This window comes from uncultured Enterococcus sp. (assembly GCF_913775425.1).
Lineage (GTDB): Bacteria > Bacillota > Bacilli > Lactobacillales > Enterococcaceae > Enterococcus_G.
In genome coordinates, this window is record NZ_CAJYIS010000034.1 from 1 (window position 1) to 18095 (window position 18095).

15 protein-coding genes and 1 pseudogene are annotated in these 18095 nt (G+C 38.3%); 14 read left to right on the plus strand and 2 right to left on the minus strand.

Annotated features, from left to right (window positions below; all coding sequences use genetic code 11):
* The 7 genes from QZ413_RS03715 to QZ413_RS03745 all read left to right on the plus strand — a co-directional run.
* The coding region (locus tag QZ413_RS03715) for a family 1 glycosylhydrolase (protein WP_297076542.1) at positions 1 to 338 on the plus strand (338 nt) is incomplete at its 5' end.
* Between the two features lie 196 nt (positions 339 to 534).
* The gene (locus QZ413_RS03720) at positions 535 to 1575 is read left to right on the plus strand and encodes an NAD(P)/FAD-dependent oxidoreductase (RefSeq protein WP_297076543.1); all 1041 of its coding nucleotides are present in this window, start codon (positions 535 to 537) and stop codon (positions 1573 to 1575) included.
* Between the two features lie 7 nt (positions 1576 to 1582).
* Positions 1583 to 2641, plus strand: a complete 1059-nt coding sequence (locus QZ413_RS03725) for an iron ABC transporter permease (protein ID WP_297076572.1) — start codon at positions 1583 to 1585, stop codon at positions 2639 to 2641.
* 6 nt (positions 2642 to 2647) lie between these two features.
* Positions 2648 to 3430, plus strand: a complete 783-nt coding sequence (locus QZ413_RS03730; RefSeq protein ID WP_297076545.1) for an ABC transporter ATP-binding protein — start codon at positions 2648 to 2650, stop codon at positions 3428 to 3430.
* Positions 3423 to 4427 carry an ABC transporter substrate-binding protein gene (locus QZ413_RS03735; RefSeq protein ID WP_297076547.1) on the plus strand — a complete coding sequence of 335 codons (1005 nt, stop codon included), beginning with the start codon at positions 3423 to 3425 and terminating at the stop codon, positions 4425 to 4427. The genes QZ413_RS03730 and QZ413_RS03735 overlap by 8 nt, the downstream gene beginning before the upstream one ends.
* 129 nt (positions 4428 to 4556) lie before the next feature.
* Positions 4557 to 5498, plus strand: a complete 942-nt coding sequence (locus tag QZ413_RS03740; RefSeq protein WP_297076549.1) for an NADP-dependent oxidoreductase — start codon at positions 4557 to 4559, stop codon at positions 5496 to 5498.
* Positions 5499 to 5629: 131 nt separating this feature from the next.
* The gene (locus tag QZ413_RS03745; protein ID WP_297076551.1) at positions 5630 to 7450 is read left to right on the plus strand and encodes a monovalent cation:proton antiporter family protein; all 1821 of its coding nucleotides are present in this window, start codon (positions 5630 to 5632) and stop codon (positions 7448 to 7450) included.
* A 39-nt stretch (positions 7451 to 7489) separates the two neighbouring features.
* Here QZ413_RS03745 and QZ413_RS03750 read toward each other — a convergent pair whose 3' ends face one another.
* Positions 7490 to 8692 carry an MFS transporter gene (locus tag QZ413_RS03750; protein WP_297076553.1) on the minus strand — a complete coding sequence of 401 codons (1203 nt, stop codon included), beginning with the start codon at positions 8690 to 8692 and terminating at the stop codon, positions 7490 to 7492.
* A gap of 87 nt (positions 8693 to 8779) precedes the next feature.
* Entirely contained in the window at positions 8780 to 9469 is a 690-nt protein-coding gene (locus QZ413_RS03755; RefSeq protein WP_297076555.1) for a YjjG family noncanonical pyrimidine nucleotidase, read from the minus strand.
* A 180-nt stretch (positions 9470 to 9649) separates the two neighbouring features.
* Between QZ413_RS03755 and QZ413_RS03760 the strand changes: the two genes are divergently transcribed.
* The 7 genes and pseudogenes from QZ413_RS03760 to QZ413_RS03790 form a co-directional block, all read left to right on the plus strand.
* Positions 9650 to 10594 carry a sugar ABC transporter permease gene (locus QZ413_RS03760; protein ID WP_297076558.1) on the plus strand — a complete coding sequence of 315 codons (945 nt, stop codon included), beginning with the start codon at positions 9650 to 9652 and terminating at the stop codon, positions 10592 to 10594.
* Positions 10595 to 10612: 18 nt separating this feature from the next.
* Positions 10613 to 11539 (plus strand): carbohydrate ABC transporter permease, encoded by a 927-nt coding sequence (locus QZ413_RS03765; RefSeq protein ID WP_297076561.1) that lies wholly within the window; start codon positions 10613 to 10615, stop codon positions 11537 to 11539.
* A 21-nt stretch (positions 11540 to 11560) separates the two neighbouring features.
* The gene (locus tag QZ413_RS03770; RefSeq protein ID WP_297076562.1) at positions 11561 to 13027 is read left to right on the plus strand and encodes an ABC transporter substrate-binding protein; all 1467 of its coding nucleotides are present in this window, start codon (positions 11561 to 11563) and stop codon (positions 13025 to 13027) included.
* A gap of 139 nt (positions 13028 to 13166) precedes the next feature.
* On the plus strand, positions 13167 to 13781 hold the full coding sequence (locus tag QZ413_RS03775; protein WP_297076565.1) for a YesL family protein: 615 nt from the start codon (positions 13167 to 13169) through the stop codon (positions 13779 to 13781).
* Complete coding sequence (locus QZ413_RS03780; protein WP_297076567.1) at positions 13774 to 15510, plus strand: sensor histidine kinase; 1737 nt, start codon at positions 13774 to 13776, stop codon at positions 15508 to 15510. Before QZ413_RS03775 ends, QZ413_RS03780 begins: the two co-directional genes overlap by 8 nt.
* Positions 15485 to 16927, plus strand: a complete 1443-nt coding sequence (locus QZ413_RS03785; RefSeq protein ID WP_297076569.1) for a response regulator transcription factor — start codon at positions 15485 to 15487, stop codon at positions 16925 to 16927. Before QZ413_RS03780 ends, QZ413_RS03785 begins: the two co-directional genes overlap by 26 nt.
* A gap of 14 nt (positions 16928 to 16941) precedes the next feature.
* Positions 16942 to 17892: pseudogene (locus QZ413_RS03790) on the plus strand (glycoside hydrolase family 1 protein); the annotation flags it as partial.
* Positions 17893 to 18095 lie beyond the last annotated feature (203 nt).

The following is an 18095-nucleotide window of genomic DNA, read 5'->3' on the forward strand; positions in this document are numbered from 1 at the left end:
TTAAAGAGAATTACCGTAATATTCCATGGTTTATTAGCGAAAACGGTATGGGTCGAGAACATGAAGAACAATATATGGATGCAAAAGGTATGGTACAAGATGATTATCGTATCGAATTTATTCGCCAACACTTAAATGAACTACTCCGTGCAGTGGAGGATGGCGCAAATTGCGAAGGATATATGCTTTGGGCGTTCACAGATTGTGTCTCACCGATGAATGCCTTTAAAAATCGCTACGGTCTAGTCAGAATCGAAGTCGATGAAACCAGAAAGCGCTCGTTGAAAAAATCAGCATTATGGTATCGTCAGCTTATTGAAACAAGAGAACTTATATAAGAGAGGGAAACCTCTCTTTTTTTGAGGGCAAAATTTAGGTGTTAAACAATTAGATAAGAAAAACATTAAATTTTTTCTTATCTAAATCTAATGTTTATGCAAAAGAAGGATTTACAAACAAAGAAGAGTTGTCTATAATGACCTTATGTAATTGAGAATGATTTTCAATTGATAATGGAGAAATGGAGGAAATACCATGAACCAAGTATATGATGTGATGATTATCGGTGGAGGTCCTGCCGGTTTATATAGTAGTTTTTATGCCGGATTACGTGATTTATCCGTGGCGTTATTCGAAGCGCAAGATGAATTGGGTGGAAAATTAAGTTTTTATCCAGAAAAAATGGTTTGGGATATCGGTGCATTGCCACCGACTAAAGGCAAACAAGTCAGAGCGCAATTGATTGAGCAAGGGTTGACGTTTGAACCGGATGTCTTTTTAGACACGAAAATTATTTCCGTAATTAAAGAAGAAGACCTCTTTAGGGTGACAGATCAATCTGGAAAAGAATATTTGGGAAAAACGATTTTATTTGCGATCGGTGGCGGAATTATTTCGCCACAAAAATTACCTTGTTTTATTCAAAAGCAGATCGGATCTTATATCCATTACGAATTTCCAGATCAACACGCAATTTTTAATAAGTCATTAGTCATTTCTGGTGGTGGCGATGGAGCAGTCGATTACGCTTTAGAAGCAAAAGATTATGGTGCGAATGTGACGGTTTGTTATCGTGGTGAAGCATTAAAAGCGCATGAAGCACAGACAAAAAAATTGATCCAAGCCAATATCCCTATCTTAACCAATGTGGTGATCGAATCGGTAGATCCTTATCATAAAGAATCTTTAGTGTTGAACTTGCGCCATACAAAAACCCGTGAGCTCACTCATTTGCCTTGTGATCATGTATTGGTCCAACATGGATATGACCGTGAAGCGGATCTGTTAGATGCACTCGATCTTGCTTTAGCGAGAAAAGATGATTTTTATTTGTTATGTGAGGAACCAACAAAAACGAATATTGCTGGTTTATTTGCAGCGGGTGATATCCATTCGTGTGTAGGAAAAGTCAATCTACTTGCTGGTGCCTTCCAAGATGCGGCTCAAGCTGTAAATCAAATCAAGCTTTACTTAGAACCTGAAAGCACGTCACAAGCGATGGTATCTTCTCATAATGAAAAATTCCATGATAAAAACCAACAACTTGTAAAAGAAAGTTGGGTAGCAAGTGAGTAAGTCAGTTTTGTCGCATCAATTGCTCAAGCGTGCAGTAGTCTATAGTATCTTAGCGATCGTGTTGATTTTTATTTCGATCGGAATCGCATTAGTCAATGGCCAAGCAGATATTTCACTAGGACAGATCTATCAAATCTTAGTATACAAATTCAGCGGAGGTTTGATTGGCTCAGTGGAACACTTGCCAGCATCTAGTGTCAATATTGTTTGGTTTTTACGAATGCCCCGGATATTTCTAGCGATCTTAGTTGGGATGGGACTTGCAGTCAGTGGTGTCGTGATGCAAGCCGTCGTTCAAAACCCGCTAGCAGATCCATATATTTTAGGGATTTCTTCTGGTGCTTCATTAGGTGCTACCTTTGCGATCTTGATTGGTTTTGGGACGTCGGCCTTTTTTGCACAATTTGGTTTAGCACTAGGCGCTTTTGTGGGCGCTGTATTGGCTACGATCTTAGTATTAATCTTAGCTGCAGTTGGTGGTAAAATGACGTCGACTAAATTGGTATTATCAGGGTTGATCATTAGTGCGCTTGGTGGAGCTCTATCCAATCTGATCGTCTATCTAGCCAATAATGCAGAAGGAATCAAAACGGTCACATTTTGGTCGATGGGAAGCCTAGCTTCAGCGAGTTGGACTAAATTGCCCTTAGTTGGTAGTTTGGTCTTAGCATTGACGCTTTACTTTTTTACACAAGCTCGAATTTTAAATACGATGCTTTTGGGAGATGAAGTGGCCGTAACATTAGGGATACGTTTGACGTTTTACCGTAAGATCTACATGATGTTATCGGCATTACTAACGAGTATCATTGTTGCAAATTCAGGGATGATCGGTTTTGTCGGTCTGATCATCCCCCATATCATTCGTGGTTTTTTTGGTTCAGATCATCGTTTGTTATTGCCATTATCAGCATTTTCTGGTGCCCTATTTATGATCTGGGCAGATCTGTTCGCGCGTTCGATTTTGACTGGTGTAGAGCTTCCAATCGGGATCATTACAGCGATCATTGGAGCACCAGTGTTCATTTATATCATTGTGAAAAAGCAATATCAGTTTGGAGGGTAACGGGTCTTGGAATTAGAAATCGATCAACTAAATGTCACATTAGGACAAAAAAAGATTTTAACGGATATTTCCTTACAAACACAAAAAGGTCAATTCGTGGGTTTGATCGGAGCAAATGGAAGTGGCAAATCTACGTTGCTCAAAACAGTCTATAAAGCCTTAAAACCTGATAGCGGTACGATTGTTTTAAATGGTCTAGATCTAGTGTCGAGTCATGAAAAACAAGTGGCTCAAAACTTGAGCGTGGTCAGCCAGTTTAATGAATTGAGCTTTGATTTAACGGTTGAACAAATCGTATTCATGGGACGAACCCCGTATAAAGGCTTTTTAGAAGGTGAAAATCGTGAAGACGAACAGATCGTTACAAAAGCGCTAGAAAAAACAGGATTAAGTAGTTATCGTCATCGTAGTTTTTTATCGCTTTCAGGTGGGGAAAAACAGCGTGTCGTCATGGCCAGAGCGATTACGCAGCAACCAAACTATCTGATCCTAGATGAACCGACCAATCATTTAGATATTCGCTATCATCTAGAGATCTTAGAAACGGTCAAAGAGTTAGGGATCGGGATACTTGCTGCACTACATGACCTAGAAGATGCCGCGTATTATTGTGATTATTTATTTGCATTAAAAGAGGGGCAAATCGTAGCACAAGGGACGCCAGAAGAAGTCTTGACCTCTTCTTTAGTCACAGAACTTTATGGAGTAGCGTGTCAAATTTATCGCCACCCAATCACGAATGGATTAGGGTTTTACTATAGTAGAAATGAGGAAATAGTCAATGAATAAAACAGTAGGATTGATCGTGGGTCTAGCCATGGCCACATTTGCGTTGAGTGCATGTGGGACTAGTGAAAAAACAACGAGCTCAAGTGAAGCAAGTCAAGGCTATCCCGTAACGATCGACAATTATACCCGTGCAGAAGGCGGTACGGCTTGGACGAAAAAAGCAGAAACTTTTGATGAGAAACCTACTCGCGTAGTCGCCAATACCAGACCTGCAGCTGAATTATTGTTACATTTAGGTCTAAAAGATCAAATCGCAGGCGTCGGCGCGACATTTGGTGCGGCAGACACTAGTGTGGAAAAAGAATTTAATGAATTAAAAGATCTAGGAAATAGCTACATCGGTAAAGAAACTGCACTTAGTGTCGATCCTGATTTGATTTATGGTCGAGGAGGCCTATTTGATAATCAAGATTGGGGTGTGGGTACAGTCGATTCCTTAAACGATATGGGAGTAAAAACCTATGTTTTAGAATCTTCGATCACGGGTGCAACATTTGATTCAGTATATCAAGATATTAAAAACACAGGAAAGATCTTTGATAAAAAAGCTGAAGCGAAAACATTTGCAGCCGAGATCAAAACACGTGAGGACGCTGTAAAAGAAAGTGTAAAGGATCAAAAAGAGCAAACATTTGCTTACTTGCATATGAGCGATCCTACTCAAGTCGTGGTCTATAGTGCACACGATGAGCCGTTTTTCAATGATTTGTTTAAAATGGTGAAATTAGATAATGTTTTTAAAGACCAAACCGGTGATGTGAGTGAAGAAACACTGATCGAAACAGATCCTGATGTATTGATCGTTGGCGATTGGTCAACAATCAAAGATAGTGTCAGTGGACAACAAGTCATCGATGCATTATATAAAAATCCCAAATTAGCAAGCATGCAAGCAATAAAAAATAAAAAAGTATACGCCGTAGATTACAATTATTTATTTGGGTATGGCTATCAATCCTTAACAGGGATCGAAGAATTAGTTAAACAAATGAACTAAACAGACAGCACAAGGATCTGAACGATTCTTGTGCTTTTTTTTGAGCCTTTTCTTTTGTCAAATGTTAATGGATTGTATACAATGTAAATAATCAAACAAGAAGCAAACTTAAAAGGAGCGTTTAAACTTATGGAAACAAAAGCAGTAGTCATCAACCAATACGGTGGAAAAGATCAATTAGAAGAAGCAACGGTAACTTTACCTGAACTAGGAGCGAAACAAGTGCTTGTTTCAGTCGATGCAACCTCGATCAACCCAATCGATTGGAAGTTACGTGAAGGATATCTAGCACAAATGTTCCCATGGGATTTTCCGATTATTTTAGGTTGGGACGTTGCCGGAACGATTGAAGAAGTTGGCAGCGACGTAACAGAATGGAAAGTAGGCGACCGTATTTTTGCACGTCCAGATACAACCCGTTTTGGAACGTATGCAGAACATACAATCGTGGATGAGCATCTATTAGCGCCTCTACCAAAAGGAGTAAGTGCCAATGAAGCTGCGGCAGTACCATTAGCCGGTTTGACTGCTTATCAAGCATTATTTGATCACGGTCATGTAACAAAAGGACAAAAAGTACTGATCCATGCTGGTGCTGGTGGTGTCGGAACATATGCGATCCAATTGGCAAAAGCTAAAGGTGCATATGTTTATACAACAGCAAGCGAAAAAAATCATGAGCTATTAAAATCATTAGGTGCTGATGAAGTCATCGATTACCGTTCAACTGATTTTAGAGATGTAGCTAAAGAAGTCGATATGGTCTTAGATACCATGGGTGGCGATGTTCAAAAAAATAGTATGGACATCTTAAAAGAAGGTGGCTATTTGATCAGTATTTTATCGATCGAAGATGAAGACAAAGCTAAAGAAAAAGGGATCCATGCCAAAGCCGTTTGGTTAGATACCAATGGAAAACAATTAAAAGAACTAGGTGATTTAATGGAAGCAGGAAAACTACGTAGTGTAGTTGGGAAAACTTTCCCATTAACGCGCCAAGGGATTTATGATGCGCATGCATTAAGTGAAACACATCATGCTGTAGGTAAAATCGTTATTGAAAAAGAATAATGTCAGGTAAAGAGTCATCGCTTGGATGACTCTTTTTTGTATGAAAATGAGTAAAAACTTTTTCATTTGTTTTCAAATAGCTTATAATGGACGACATGTACTAAATGAAAACGTAAATTGTAGGTGAAAGTATGTCATTATTAATTGTATTATTTGCAGCATTGATGATTCCCCTTTTGATGGCACGGTTTAACATTACTGCAGTGCCCACAGCGATTGCTGAAATTGTTGTCGGGATCATTATTGGAAAGACCGGTCTATCGTTGATCGGCGACAGTGATAGTTTAACGATGTTATCCGGATTAGGTGTGATCATCTTGATTTTCTTATCTGGTATGGAAATCGATTTTGAATTATTCAAGAGTAAAAAAGGAGATCAAAAAGCAGAAGGCTCCCCACTGAAAACCGCGATCTTATCCTTTGTGATGATTGTATTGTTTTCTGGTTTGCTCAGTTGGGGACTAGCTGTGAGCGGATTATTTGATAATATCGTGATCGCGACGATTTTATTTTCCACGATCGCATTGGGTGTCGTGATCGCAGCGTTAAAAGAAAAAGAATTGCTAAGTAAGCCTTACGGACAAACGTTGTTATTGGTAGCAGTATTGGGTGAAGTCATTCCACTACTTGCATTATCTGTATATGCTGCGTTAAATGGGGGCGATGCGAATCAAATTTGGTTGATTTTAATCATCTTTTTAGTAGCAATTGTATTATTGATGCGATTTCGTGGAATTTATCACTTTTTTGAACGAATCAATAAAGCAACGACACAGTTAGATATTCGTCTTGCATTTTTCATCGTCTTTACGCTAGTCACTGTCGCAGAAACAGTGGGTGCTGAAAATATTTTAGGTGCCTTTTTAGCGGGGATCGTGATGAAATTATTGAGTCCAAGTGAAGCAACACAAGAAAAGTTGACTTCGATCGGATATGGCTTTTTCATACCGATCTTCTTTATTATGACCGGTGCGAATCTAGAATTACGTAGCTTATTGGCTGATCCTAATTCGATGGTTTTGATTCCTTTATTATTTGTTGGATTTATGTTAGCAAAAGCGGGCTTGTTCTTTGTCTTTCGCAAACAGTTTCAGCGTGCGAACGCTTTAGCCAGTGTCTTTTTATCAGCGACGACGATCACGCTTGTGTTGCCAACATTAGAAGTTGCCGTTTCGTTAAATCAAATCACGCATCAACAGGCCGGAGCATTTACGCTAGCCGCTGTGTTGAGCTGTATTTTCTCGCCGATCATTTTTAATAAATTGTATCGACCAGAAATCGAAGAAGTCCAAAATACGATCTTACAAATTGTAGGGTTAAATGTATTGACTATCCCTGTAGCACAACAACTATCTAAAGGCTGGTACGATATTCGCATGGTAACAGATGATGAACAAAACTACCAAACCTTCCACAATGCCTTAGATCATGTGAGTCTATTAGAAGATCTATCTGAAGACACCCTTGCGAAACATCAGGTATTTGATGCTGAAGTATTAGTATTAGCTTACCGTGATCCAGAGATCAATTATCAAGTTGCTAAAGCGGCGTTGAAATACAATGTTCCAAGGATCATTGTTCGTTTTGAGTCGCATGATCTGGAAAATACACGATACGATAAATTAAAAGCACAAGGCGTGGAATTATTTAATACGTTTGATGTCAATATTAGTTTATTGCGAGAAATGATCGATTCTCCGTCGACGTTAAAAATGTTAAATGATACAGAGTCTGGTTTATATGAAGTGACTGTAAGCAACCGTCGCTACACAGGTATCGCCTTAAAGCATATGCCATTGATTGAAGAAATCACAATCAGTCGGATCTATCGCTATGGTGAATTTATAGCGCCACGAGGGGATACGATCATCGAATATGGGGATCATTTGATCTTTACTGGAAACAAACAGACAGTCGGTGCTTTGAGAAGTAAATTAAGTATACGAAATTAAAAAAAACTTGGGTGAGTAGGGATACTCGCCCAAGTTTTTTTAGGTTTGTTGTTTTCTTAGTACAAAGAAGTTTACGACCATCAATAGACTACAAAATACAAAAATCGCTGGATAATCGAAAAGATTGGCGATCAGAGCACCGATCAACGGTCCAATTACACTACCAATCGATTGGAAACTTTGATTATAAGAAAAAATCAGACTGGTGTTTTCTTTTGCGGTATTTTTGGTTAGTAGACTTTGGATCGATGGGAAAAGCGCCGCATCAGAAATTCCAGTCAAGAAACGTAACAACATCAGTTGCGTAACATTTTGTGTGAAACTCGTCAGTAAAAAGGTCACAGCAGCTAGTCCAAAACCAAAAATCAAAACTTTATTCGTTCCGATCCGATCACCTAAACGACCAAATAAAGGAGCAGCGATCATCGTGGAGATCCCAGGCATTGCTGCTACGATCCCAGCAATGAAAGTGACGGATTGATGACCATTTAATAACTCTTTAACATACAGACTTAAAATCGGATTGATCGCCATATTGACGAGTTGTACGCTTAGTGTGGTAATAAATAAAGCCAGAATGATTTTTTGACTGATCACCATTTTTAGCGATAGTTTTGGCTTTTCGATAACCACGGTTTCTTCAATTTTTTTAGTGACAGCATCTTCTTTTACAAAAAACAATGTCAATAAAAAGACGAAGAACATGATGATTCCAGTAATGTGAAAAGACAATCGATAGCCAAAGAGACTTGCAAGTGTTCCACCGATCAGTGGTCCTAGAAGTGTTCCAGCAGTTGCACCGGTAACTAAAATACTTAAAGCTTGTCCAGATTTTTCACGAGGTGCTTGAACAGCAATCAAAGCATTTGAATTAGAAGTAAACCCACCAAAAGCACCTTGGAGAGCTCTAAGTAAGAGCAATTGCCAAACGTTTGTGACAAATCCCATACTAAAGAAGACGATCGCCATACCTAATGCAGAACGTAGCAACATCAGTTTTCGTCCTTTTTTATCAGCTAATCGTCCCCAAAATGGTGAAACGATCGCCATAACTAAAAAGGCTGCAGCAAAAACTAAGCTACTATAAAACGACAATTGCGCCTGACTGAAATTTCCAAGTTCATCGATATAAAGGGAAAGAAAGGGCATGATCTCACTCATCCCGATACCGGTCATAAAGACTCCGAACCACAAAACGAGTAGATTTTTCTGCCACATAGACAGATGTTTGAGTCGATACAAAAAGATTCCTCCTCGAATCTAGGATACCTCTATCTTAACGCAAATCATGAAAAAATTCCTGAAAACTGTTTTTGATTTTTCTTTCAATTATGCAAGAAGTAACTGTTCTAATTCAACAAGTGAACGGACAGTATACGTAGGTAAAATCGCACTAGTGTGTTGCGGCGTAGGACAGATCCAGATGCTGTCGATCAGAGCTTGTTGGGCACCTAAAATATCTGAGCGCAAGGAATCCCCGATCATCAAAAAATCATCACGCATCAAATCTGGATAAAGTGCAAAGATATGTTGAAAAAAATCGGGACTAGGTTTGGCTACACCGATTTCATCAGAGATTACGATGTGTTCAAAGTAAGCAGTCAATCCGGTCAGCTCTAACCGATTGTACTGAGTCGCTGTCTTTCCATTGGTTCCTGCAACTAAGCGATAGCCGTTTTCGACTAAGCGTTTGACGAGTGTTTTCGCCCTAGGAATCAAGGCATCATTTTGATCGAGTTGTTGGCGATAAAATTGTTCGGCTTGTATGCCGTCTGTTTTTTGATCAAAGTAAGCGAAAGTATCGGAAAAGCGTCGATCCAATAGGGGTTGAGGAGCCATTCCTTGTTCGATTTTTTTCCAAGTCAATTGGTTGATTTCTTGATACTGAGTAAACCAAGTTTCATAATCGAGTGCTGCTGTTTTAAAATGATCAAATACCCGTTTTAATCCGATTGCTTCTCCCGCTTTAAAATCTAAAAGTGTATCGTCCAAATCAAAAATCAAAATCTGTTTGTTCATGTTGCTTCTTCCTTTCTAGAATAGATCATTTGGGAAACTTTATTTAGTGTAAACGAAGTTATTCTTGATTACTATGCACTATAGCATAATAATCTTTATTTTGTTTAAGGATAGATTAAATTTGTTTATTCTATTTTTGTTTTGAAAGCGTTATGATTCTTTGTGAGAGGAGATGACAATATGAAAAAGAAAAAAAAGGCTGGCTTTTGGCAAAACGTGTGGCGCTATAAAGCATTGCTTCTAATGGCCCTGCCAGGATTCGTCTGGTTTATCTTTTTCTTCTACATTCCAGTATTTGCCAATATCGTGGCATTTAAAGATTTTCGGATTTCACCAAATGGATTTATCGACAGTCTAAGGCATAGTGATTGGGTCGGTTTTGAGAATTTTAAATTTTTATTCTCATCTTCTGATGCTTGGTTGATCACACGAAATACGATTTTATATAATATTGTATTTTTAGCATTTAACCTCTTTTTTGCAATCGCATTTGCTATTATTATGAGTGAATTACGAAATAAAAAAATGGTGAAAGTGTATCATACGATGTCTTTACTACCATACTTTTTATCTTGGGTCGTAATCAGTTATTTTGTTTACGCTTTCTTGAGCCCAGATAAAGGGATCATCAATCAGTGGTTATCTAATGCAGGGAAGACACCGATCAATTGGTATACTGACCCAACTTGGTGGCCGTTGATCTTTGTTATCATGAATGTTTGGAAGAGTCTTGGATATAACAGTATCATTTATTATGCTTCAGTTATGGGAATCGATCCGACATATTATGAAGCTGCGATGGTCGATGGAGCAAGTAAATGGCAACAGATCAAACACGTAACGATTCCACAGATCGTACCGATGATGTCAGTCTTATTGATTCTAAATATCGGTGGGATCTTTAGAGCAGACTTTGGGATGTTCTACAACTTACCACAACAATCTGGTGCGTTATACAACGTAACTTCTGTATTAGATACCTATATTTACAATGGCTTGATTGCCACTGGAGATATCGGGATGACAGCAGCCGCGGCTCTTTATCAATCGGCAGTCGGAGCGATACTCTTATTATTAACAAACTTAGTTGTTCGTCGTTTAGATCCAGCTTCAGCATTATTCTAAGAAAGGGCGAAGGAAATTATGTCGAATAAGAAAAAAATCAACAAAGTAGAAGTTCGTTCCTTCAACTCGACGGCGAATATTTTGTTTAATATTATGATTGCATTGTTTGCAATCTCTTGTGTTTTACCATTTATCTTTGTCATCATGATCTCTGTAACCAGTGAAACATCACTTGTAGAGATGGGGTATCGTTTTTGGCCAAAAGAATTTTCTTTTGAAGCCTATCGCTATATCTTTGCTGGTGAGATGAGCAAAAAAATCTTCCAAGCATTTGGGGTTACCGTCTTTGTAACCGTATTCGGAACACTAGTAAATGCTTCGATGACTTCGCTTTATGCGTACGTGATCTCACGTTCAAACTTTCCATTTCGTAAATTTTTTACGATCTTTGCTTTGATCACGATGTTATTTACACCAGGGATCGTTGCAACGTATTTGGTCGTAAGTAATTTGCTCTTTTTGAAAGATACGATTTGGGCCTTGATCTTACCTTTAGCCTTAGGACCATTTAATATTTTGGTTATGCGCACATTCTTTATCAAAACGGTTCCAGATAGTATCATTGAATCGGCTAGAATCGATGGTGCAAGTGAGATGCGGATCTTTATGAGTATCGTGTTGCCACTTGCAGTACCAGGAATTGCCACAATCAGTTTATTTGCGGCATTAGGGTATTGGAATGACTGGTTCAATGCGTTACTTTACATTCAAAAAGATAGTTTAGTACCATTGCAATACTTATTGATGAAGATTCAAAATAATCTAGATTATTTGGCTAAAAATGCGGGTATGGGTGCACAGATTCAAGGTGGACTAGCCGCTTTACCAAGTGAATCAGCACGAATGGCGATCGTAGTCGTATCGACTTTGCCGATTGCCTTGACGTATCCTTTCTTCCAACGTTACTTTGTTGGCGGATTAACTATTGGTGGCGTAAAAGAATAAAAAATGAACGGAGGAGCATATATGAAAAACTGGAAAAAAGTCTTAGGTCTAGCAACTGTTGGATTATTGACAGCAGGTTTAGCAGCATGTGGTAGTTCAGAATCAAGTGATAGCAAAAAATCAGATGGTGGGGATACAACACTGTTGATGTATCAAGTGGGCGATAAACCAGAAAATTATGATCAATTGATGGAAATCGCAAATAAACGTATCAAAGATAAAATCGGTGTGACGATCGATCTACAATATATTGGTTGGGGCGATTGGGATCAAAAAATGACAACGATCATCAACTCTGGTGAAGTATATGATATCGCATTCTCATCACAATATGTTGCAAATGCGCAAAAAGGTGCGTTCGCTGATTTGACAGATCTATCGCAAAAATATGCTAAAGAATACATGGATGAACTACCAGAAATGTATAAAAAAGGAAATATGGTTGATGGGAAATTGTATGCGATTCCAGTATATGGAAATGCATGGGGGCAACAAGTGTTGACGTTCAACGATCAATACGTAGAAAAATACAATTTGGATATCAGCAAAGTCGATGGCTCATATGAATCTGCGACAGAAGTTTTAAAACAATTCCATGAAAAAGAACCAAATATTGCCGCTTTTGCCATCGGTCAAAGTTTTAAAGCATCGGGTGATTTCGACTATCCATTAGGAAAAGATTATCCTTTTGCTGTTAAATTAGATGAAAGTGGCACACCAAAAATCATCAATCAATATGAAGACAAAGATCATCAAAAAACATTAAAAACATTACATGAATGGTACGAAGCAGGTTTGATTCCAACCGATGCTGCGACAAGTTCAACAAGCTATCCATTAGAAGGAAATACGTGGTTGATGCGTGAAGAAACTCAAGGACCTATGGATTACGGCGATACGATCCTAACGAATGCAGCTAACCAACCATTGACTTCTCGTCCATTGACACCACAATTAAAAACAACTAGTCAAGCTCAAATGGCGAACTTCGTCGTGTCAAATACGTCTAAAAACAAAGAAAAATCAGTAGAATTCCTAAACTTATTGAATACTGATCCAGAACTATTGAATGGTTTAGTTTGGGGTGTTGAAGGGGAAGCATGGGAAAAACAAGGAGATGACCATTTGAAATTATTGGATGGTTACAAACCAAACAATCACATGTCTGCATGGAACACAGGAAACAATATGATCCTTTACACTCAAGATACGATTACAGATGAAATGATCAAAGAACGCGATAAAAGTATTGAAGATGCTAAAGAATCTCCAATCTTAGGCTTTAACTTCAAGACAGATAAAGTAAAAACAGAATTATCCAATATCGCCAACGTGATGAAGCGTTATGCATCCAATTTAAATACAGGTTCAGTCGATCCTGAAGAAACATTGCCAAAATTGAATGCAGATCTAGAAAAAGCTGGTTGGTCAAAAGTACAAACAGAAATGCAAACACAGCTTGATGATTTTGTAGCAAGCAATAAATAATAAGAAAGTGGCAAGATTGACACTTGCCACTTTTTTTCATTCAAGATATGCTACAATAAAAGAAATTATGTAAACGTTATCTTATAAACCATTATAAGCTAACGTGTGCACGGTTTAAGTAGACAAAGGAGGAAATCACATGGTCAGCAGTGGAATTCAACGTTTATTTTATGTCGCATGGTCGATGATCAAACTAAATCTATATTTTTTGGTTTGTACTTGTATCGGAGGTATTTTATTTGGTATCGGTCCAGCGTTTCAAGCATTAAGTGATTTATTAAATGAATACGGAATGAGTTATCAAGAATTAACCTTTAAACGTTTTTTTACTCAGTTTAAAGCCAATTTCGCAGTAGGGAATAAAAGTTATTGGTTGATCACTGGATTCACGATACTGTTAGGCTATAATTTGTACTTATCGATTCAGCTTCAAGGGTTGCTTTGGTTTGCTCTTGATCTATTTTTAATGATCACCTTATTACTAGTAAACGTGACGTATCTTTATATGACGCTTTACCAGTCGACGTATGATATTGGGTTTGTACAATTGATCAAATTAGCAGTGATCAGTGTCTTTTATCATTTTGCTACTTTTTTAAAAGTGGTGATCGGGTTGATCAGTATCGCGATTTTAACATGGTATTTTAAGGGACTGATCGTCTTTTTAAGTGTGACATTGGTCATGGTTTGGAGTGGGTATGCAACGAAAAATATCCGTCAAATGATTGATGGAAAGCTTGATTCTCATGCCTAATCCATATGCACGCTTATTTAAAAAACGCTATTTGATGAATCGCTTGATGCAGATCTATAGCTTTGTGATCGTAGGGGTGATCGTCTCCACTGCGATCATTTTGTGTGTATTCATGGCGCAGATGAATCAAAAGAAAATGCATGAAGAGATGACCCTATTAGAAGATCGCCTCGCCAATGATGTTATCGATAAAGAAAACACGATGAGTTATATGTATACGGAATTAACGGGTGGAAATCAAGAAATCGAAAATATCCGTCAGTATTTGACGTTATCGTCATCTGATTACTTTGATTACACACAAGCATTTTGGGAAAAAACTCAGATGGATAATCGCTTATCTAGTAAAGTGTCTAGCTTTTTTACCGCGTTTCCTGATTTAGAAAAACTGTATGTCCAACTAGACGATTCGCCCGGTTTTTTAGTCGCCGATCGCAAACAACCGAATGGAAAAAAAGGAACTGGAGAAGTTCCAAAACAAGATGGTCTAGTGATGACAAGAATGATCATGGATCCGTTTAATCGTACGAGTTTAGGGACGATCTCAGCAGTATTTTCTAAACGCACGATTTTTGGCGAAAGCGATCAACATGCTTCTTATAATGGGATCGATGCCTTTATTTTAGACCGAACAGATCAATTTATTTTTAAAAGTCAACGCTATACGAGCGATAAAGTATTTCAAACGTTAGAAACACAATATAAACAAACCGGTAAAGTTCCAGAAAAGATCGAGCAACAATATTACGTGATCGATAAACAAACGAGTCGCGATTTTTCGTTTATCATTTTAGGAAGTAAGAAAGTCATTTGGAAAAAAAATAGTCAGCTCTTTATTCAAATCGGTGTCGTCTCCTTGATTTTGATCCTGATTTTATTAACGATTTTAAAGCGGACATTTAAAAATTATTTGATCCAAATCCAACAAATCGGAGATACGATGCATCAAGTAGCTACGGGAGATTTAAGCCAGAAAATCAAATTGGATCAGATGCAAGATGAATTATTGGATCTATCTGAAGAAATCAATGAGATGATCACAAGCTTGGACCGGTATATCAAAGACAACTACCAATTAGAGCTGCAAGAAAAAGATGCGCAGATGCGTGCGTTACAATCGCAGATCAATCCACATTTTCTATACAATACGTTAGAGTATATTCGCATGTATGCGGTAAGTAAGCAACAAATGGAATTGGCTGAAGTCGTTTATGCATTTGCTGCTTTGCTACGAAACAATACGCAGCAAGAAAAAATGACAACGCTAAAAAAAGAACTTTCTTTTTGCGAAAAATATGTCTATCTTTATCAAATGCGTTATCCAGATTGTATCGCGTATCATTTTGATATCGAACCAAAATGGGCGGATATCTTGATCCCGAAATTTTGTATCCAACCGCTTATTGAAAATTATTTTGTTCATGGTATCGATTATACAAGAACGGATAATGCGATCAGTGTAAAAGCTTTTGGTGAAAATGATGAACTGACGATCATTATTAAAGACAACGGCAAGGGAATGAGTGCTGCACGTTTAGCAGAAGTTAAAGCACAGCTTGAACAACACAATACGACATCGATCGGTGTGAGGAATGTGTATCAACGATTGCACCACTACTTTAAAGATCAATTTGATATGACGATAACCTCACAGGAACAAAGTGGTACAACGATTACACTACATATGAAAGGAGTCGAGCAACATGTATCGAGCAATGTTAGTCGATGACGAGTATATGATCTTAGAAGGATTGAAACAGTTAATCCCTTGGGAAGAACTTGGCTTTACGATCGTGAAGACGGCTCGCTCTGCTAAAGAAGCATTAGCCTATCTTGAAACAGAAAAGGTAAATTTTATTTTGAGTGATATCACAATGCCTGAAATGAGTGGGCTTGAAATGATTGAAAAAATCAAAGGGTTAGATCCCACGATTGCGATCATGTGTCTTTCAGGCTACCAAGAATTTGAATACGTCCGCGAAGGGATGAAGCTTGGGATTGTAGACTATCTAGTCAAGCCAGTTGATCGAGTAGAATTATACGAACAAATTGTCCAGATCCGTAAACTCTTAGACCGTAATGCGCAAGAAAAAGCAGTATTTCGTGCCCAAGCTGTCCAACGTTGGGTCCATGATGAGCTAAATGAAGCAGAATTTTTAACACTGATACCTGAAGCATCACTACGAAAGGGACCGTTTACTGTTTTGGGAATTGAAGCAGAAGATGAAGTATTAGGCGAACTGATCGAGCTCTTGACGACTTTTGAGCAAATGTATTATCGAAAAATGGATCATCGGTTGATTTGTGTTTGGATCGGGGACATTTCCGCAGATGAAAGACAACAGTTAAGTCATTATCAAACACTTGCGATCGGCGAAACTGTCAAAGACTGGGAGAATGTCTATGAGAGTTACGAAAAAATCATGCAAAAAGAACAACTCGCTCGATTCTATCCAGACTTATTGCCAACTCGTTCTGGTTTTACTAGTGGCTCGATCGATGAAGAGTTTTCGTTTTTAGCATTTAACAAATCCTTGATGATTGGCGATTACCAAACGATCAAAAAAGAAGTTGAACATATCTTTGATGAAGTAACGCGAAAACAACTACCACCAGAAGATACAAAATTTATTGCTTTTTTGATGTTCAATGATCTATTACGTCAGTTTCCAGCTCAAATTATGGAATTTTACGATGAGATGATCCAACATATTCGCATGAGTGACACGGTCTATCAATTACGCGAATTACTCGAAGAAACACTGCTTGCACTTTATCATAAGAAAACGAAGAAGCCATTTTCTGAAGTCACACAAGCGATCATTTCCCTTACAAAAGTACGCTACAAAGAAGAATTGACATTGAAATTGATCGCGGATGAGTTGCATTTAAATGTCGTCTATATCGGACAAGTATTTAAAAAAGAGATGCATTTGACTTTTGCGCAGTATTTGAATCAAGTACGTATCAAAAAAGCGCAAGAATTATTATTGAATAGTACACAAAATATCAATGAGATCTCTGATGCGATCGGCTATAACAATACGACTTATTTCTCTAAAATGTTTAAAAAATTAACGGGATTAGCACCAAAAGAATTTCGTGAGCAATATGCAAGTACTTACTACGAATTTGTCGAAGGATAGAAAGAAGGTCAAATATGTATACATTTCCTAAAGATTTTTGGTGGGGCGCAGCAACTTCTGCACCGCAAACAGAAGGAGCCAGTTTAAGCGGCGGAAAAAGCGCAACAACATGGGATCACTGGTTTCAACAACAGCCAGAATTATTCTATGATCAAGTAGGGCCGACGAATACGTCAATGCTATATGAACACTATCGTGAAGATTGTAAACGCATGGCGCATATCGGATTAAATTCTTATCGGACTTCGATTGCCTGGGCGCGTTTATTACCAGATGGCAAAACACTCAATCAAGAAGCCGTAGCATTTTACCGTGATTACTTTCAAGCGATCCGTGATCAAGGAATCGAGCCAATCATCAATCTTTTTCATTTTGATATGCCGATGTGGTTGATGCAAAAGGGAGGATTTGAGGCACGTGAATCAGTTGAAGCATTTGGGTTGTATGCACGAACAGCCTTCGAATGTTTCGGTGATCTTGTACATTACTGGACGACATTTAATGAACCGATCGTTCATGTAGAATGTGGTTATTTATATGGTTATCATTATCCAGCGATCGTCGATTTCAAAAAAGCGATCCAAGTCGGTTACCACACTTTACTGGCACATGCTCAAGCAGTCGCAGCTTTTCGTGAGGTCTTACCACAACAAAAAATCGGTATCATTTTAAATATTACGCCAACGTATGCCAAAAGTTCAGCTGCTCGTGACCAAGAAGCTGCTTTAATTTCCGATCTTTTAAATACGAAAAGCTTTTTAGATCCAGCTGTTTTTGGCAAGTTACCAAAAGAGTTGATCGAGTTGATCGCAACACATCAGTTGACTCCAACGACGGAAAATGACGACCCTGCGTTACTTGAAAAAGGCATCGTTGATTTTATTGGCTTAAATTACTATCACCCAAGACGAGTACAAGCGCCGATCAAACCACATGTTCCAGCGAAGATGCCAGAAGATTTTTATGCATCTTATAGAATTTGCGGGTGAGAAAACCTACTATCTTAATGGTGGGATAATAGCTCGTAGACGTACTGTAAGAATGTAGGGAAACTTGCATTTAGTGACCATACAAAACCTCGTATGATCCAATGAAGAAACTGAATTGCTGGGAACTCGTAAAGCTAACGAAACGACAACGTAGGGATAGAAAACCCAAGCGTGAACGT

Coding starts and splice junctions, on each gene's coding strand:
- QZ413_RS03735 (WP_297076547.1), top strand. CDS start 3,423: ATGAATAAAACAGTAGGATTGATCGTGGGTCTAGCCATGGCCACATTT.
- QZ413_RS03770 (WP_297076562.1), top strand. CDS start 11,561: ATGAAAAACTGGAAAAAAGTCTTAGGTCTAGCAACTGTTGGATTATTG.
- QZ413_RS03745 (WP_297076551.1), top strand. CDS start 5,630: ATGTCATTATTAATTGTATTATTTGCAGCATTGATGATTCCCCTTTTG.
- QZ413_RS03765 (WP_297076561.1), top strand. CDS start 10,613: ATGTCGAATAAGAAAAAAATCAACAAAGTAGAAGTTCGTTCCTTCAAC.
- QZ413_RS03785 (WP_297076569.1), top strand. CDS start 15,485: ATGTATCGAGCAATGTTAGTCGATGACGAGTATATGATCTTAGAAGGA.
- QZ413_RS03755 (WP_297076555.1), bottom strand. CDS start 9,469: ATGAACAAACAGATTTTGATTTTTGATTTGGACGATACACTTTTAGAT.
- QZ413_RS03780 (WP_297076567.1), top strand. CDS start 13,774: ATGCCTAATCCATATGCACGCTTATTTAAAAAACGCTATTTGATGAAT.
- QZ413_RS03740 (WP_297076549.1), top strand. CDS start 4,557: ATGGAAACAAAAGCAGTAGTCATCAACCAATACGGTGGAAAAGATCAA.
- QZ413_RS03775 (WP_297076565.1), top strand. CDS start 13,167: ATGGTCAGCAGTGGAATTCAACGTTTATTTTATGTCGCATGGTCGATG.
- QZ413_RS03760 (WP_297076558.1), top strand. CDS start 9,650: ATGAAAAAGAAAAAAAAGGCTGGCTTTTGGCAAAACGTGTGGCGCTAT.
- QZ413_RS03720 (WP_297076543.1), top strand. CDS start 535: ATGAACCAAGTATATGATGTGATGATTATCGGTGGAGGTCCTGCCGGT.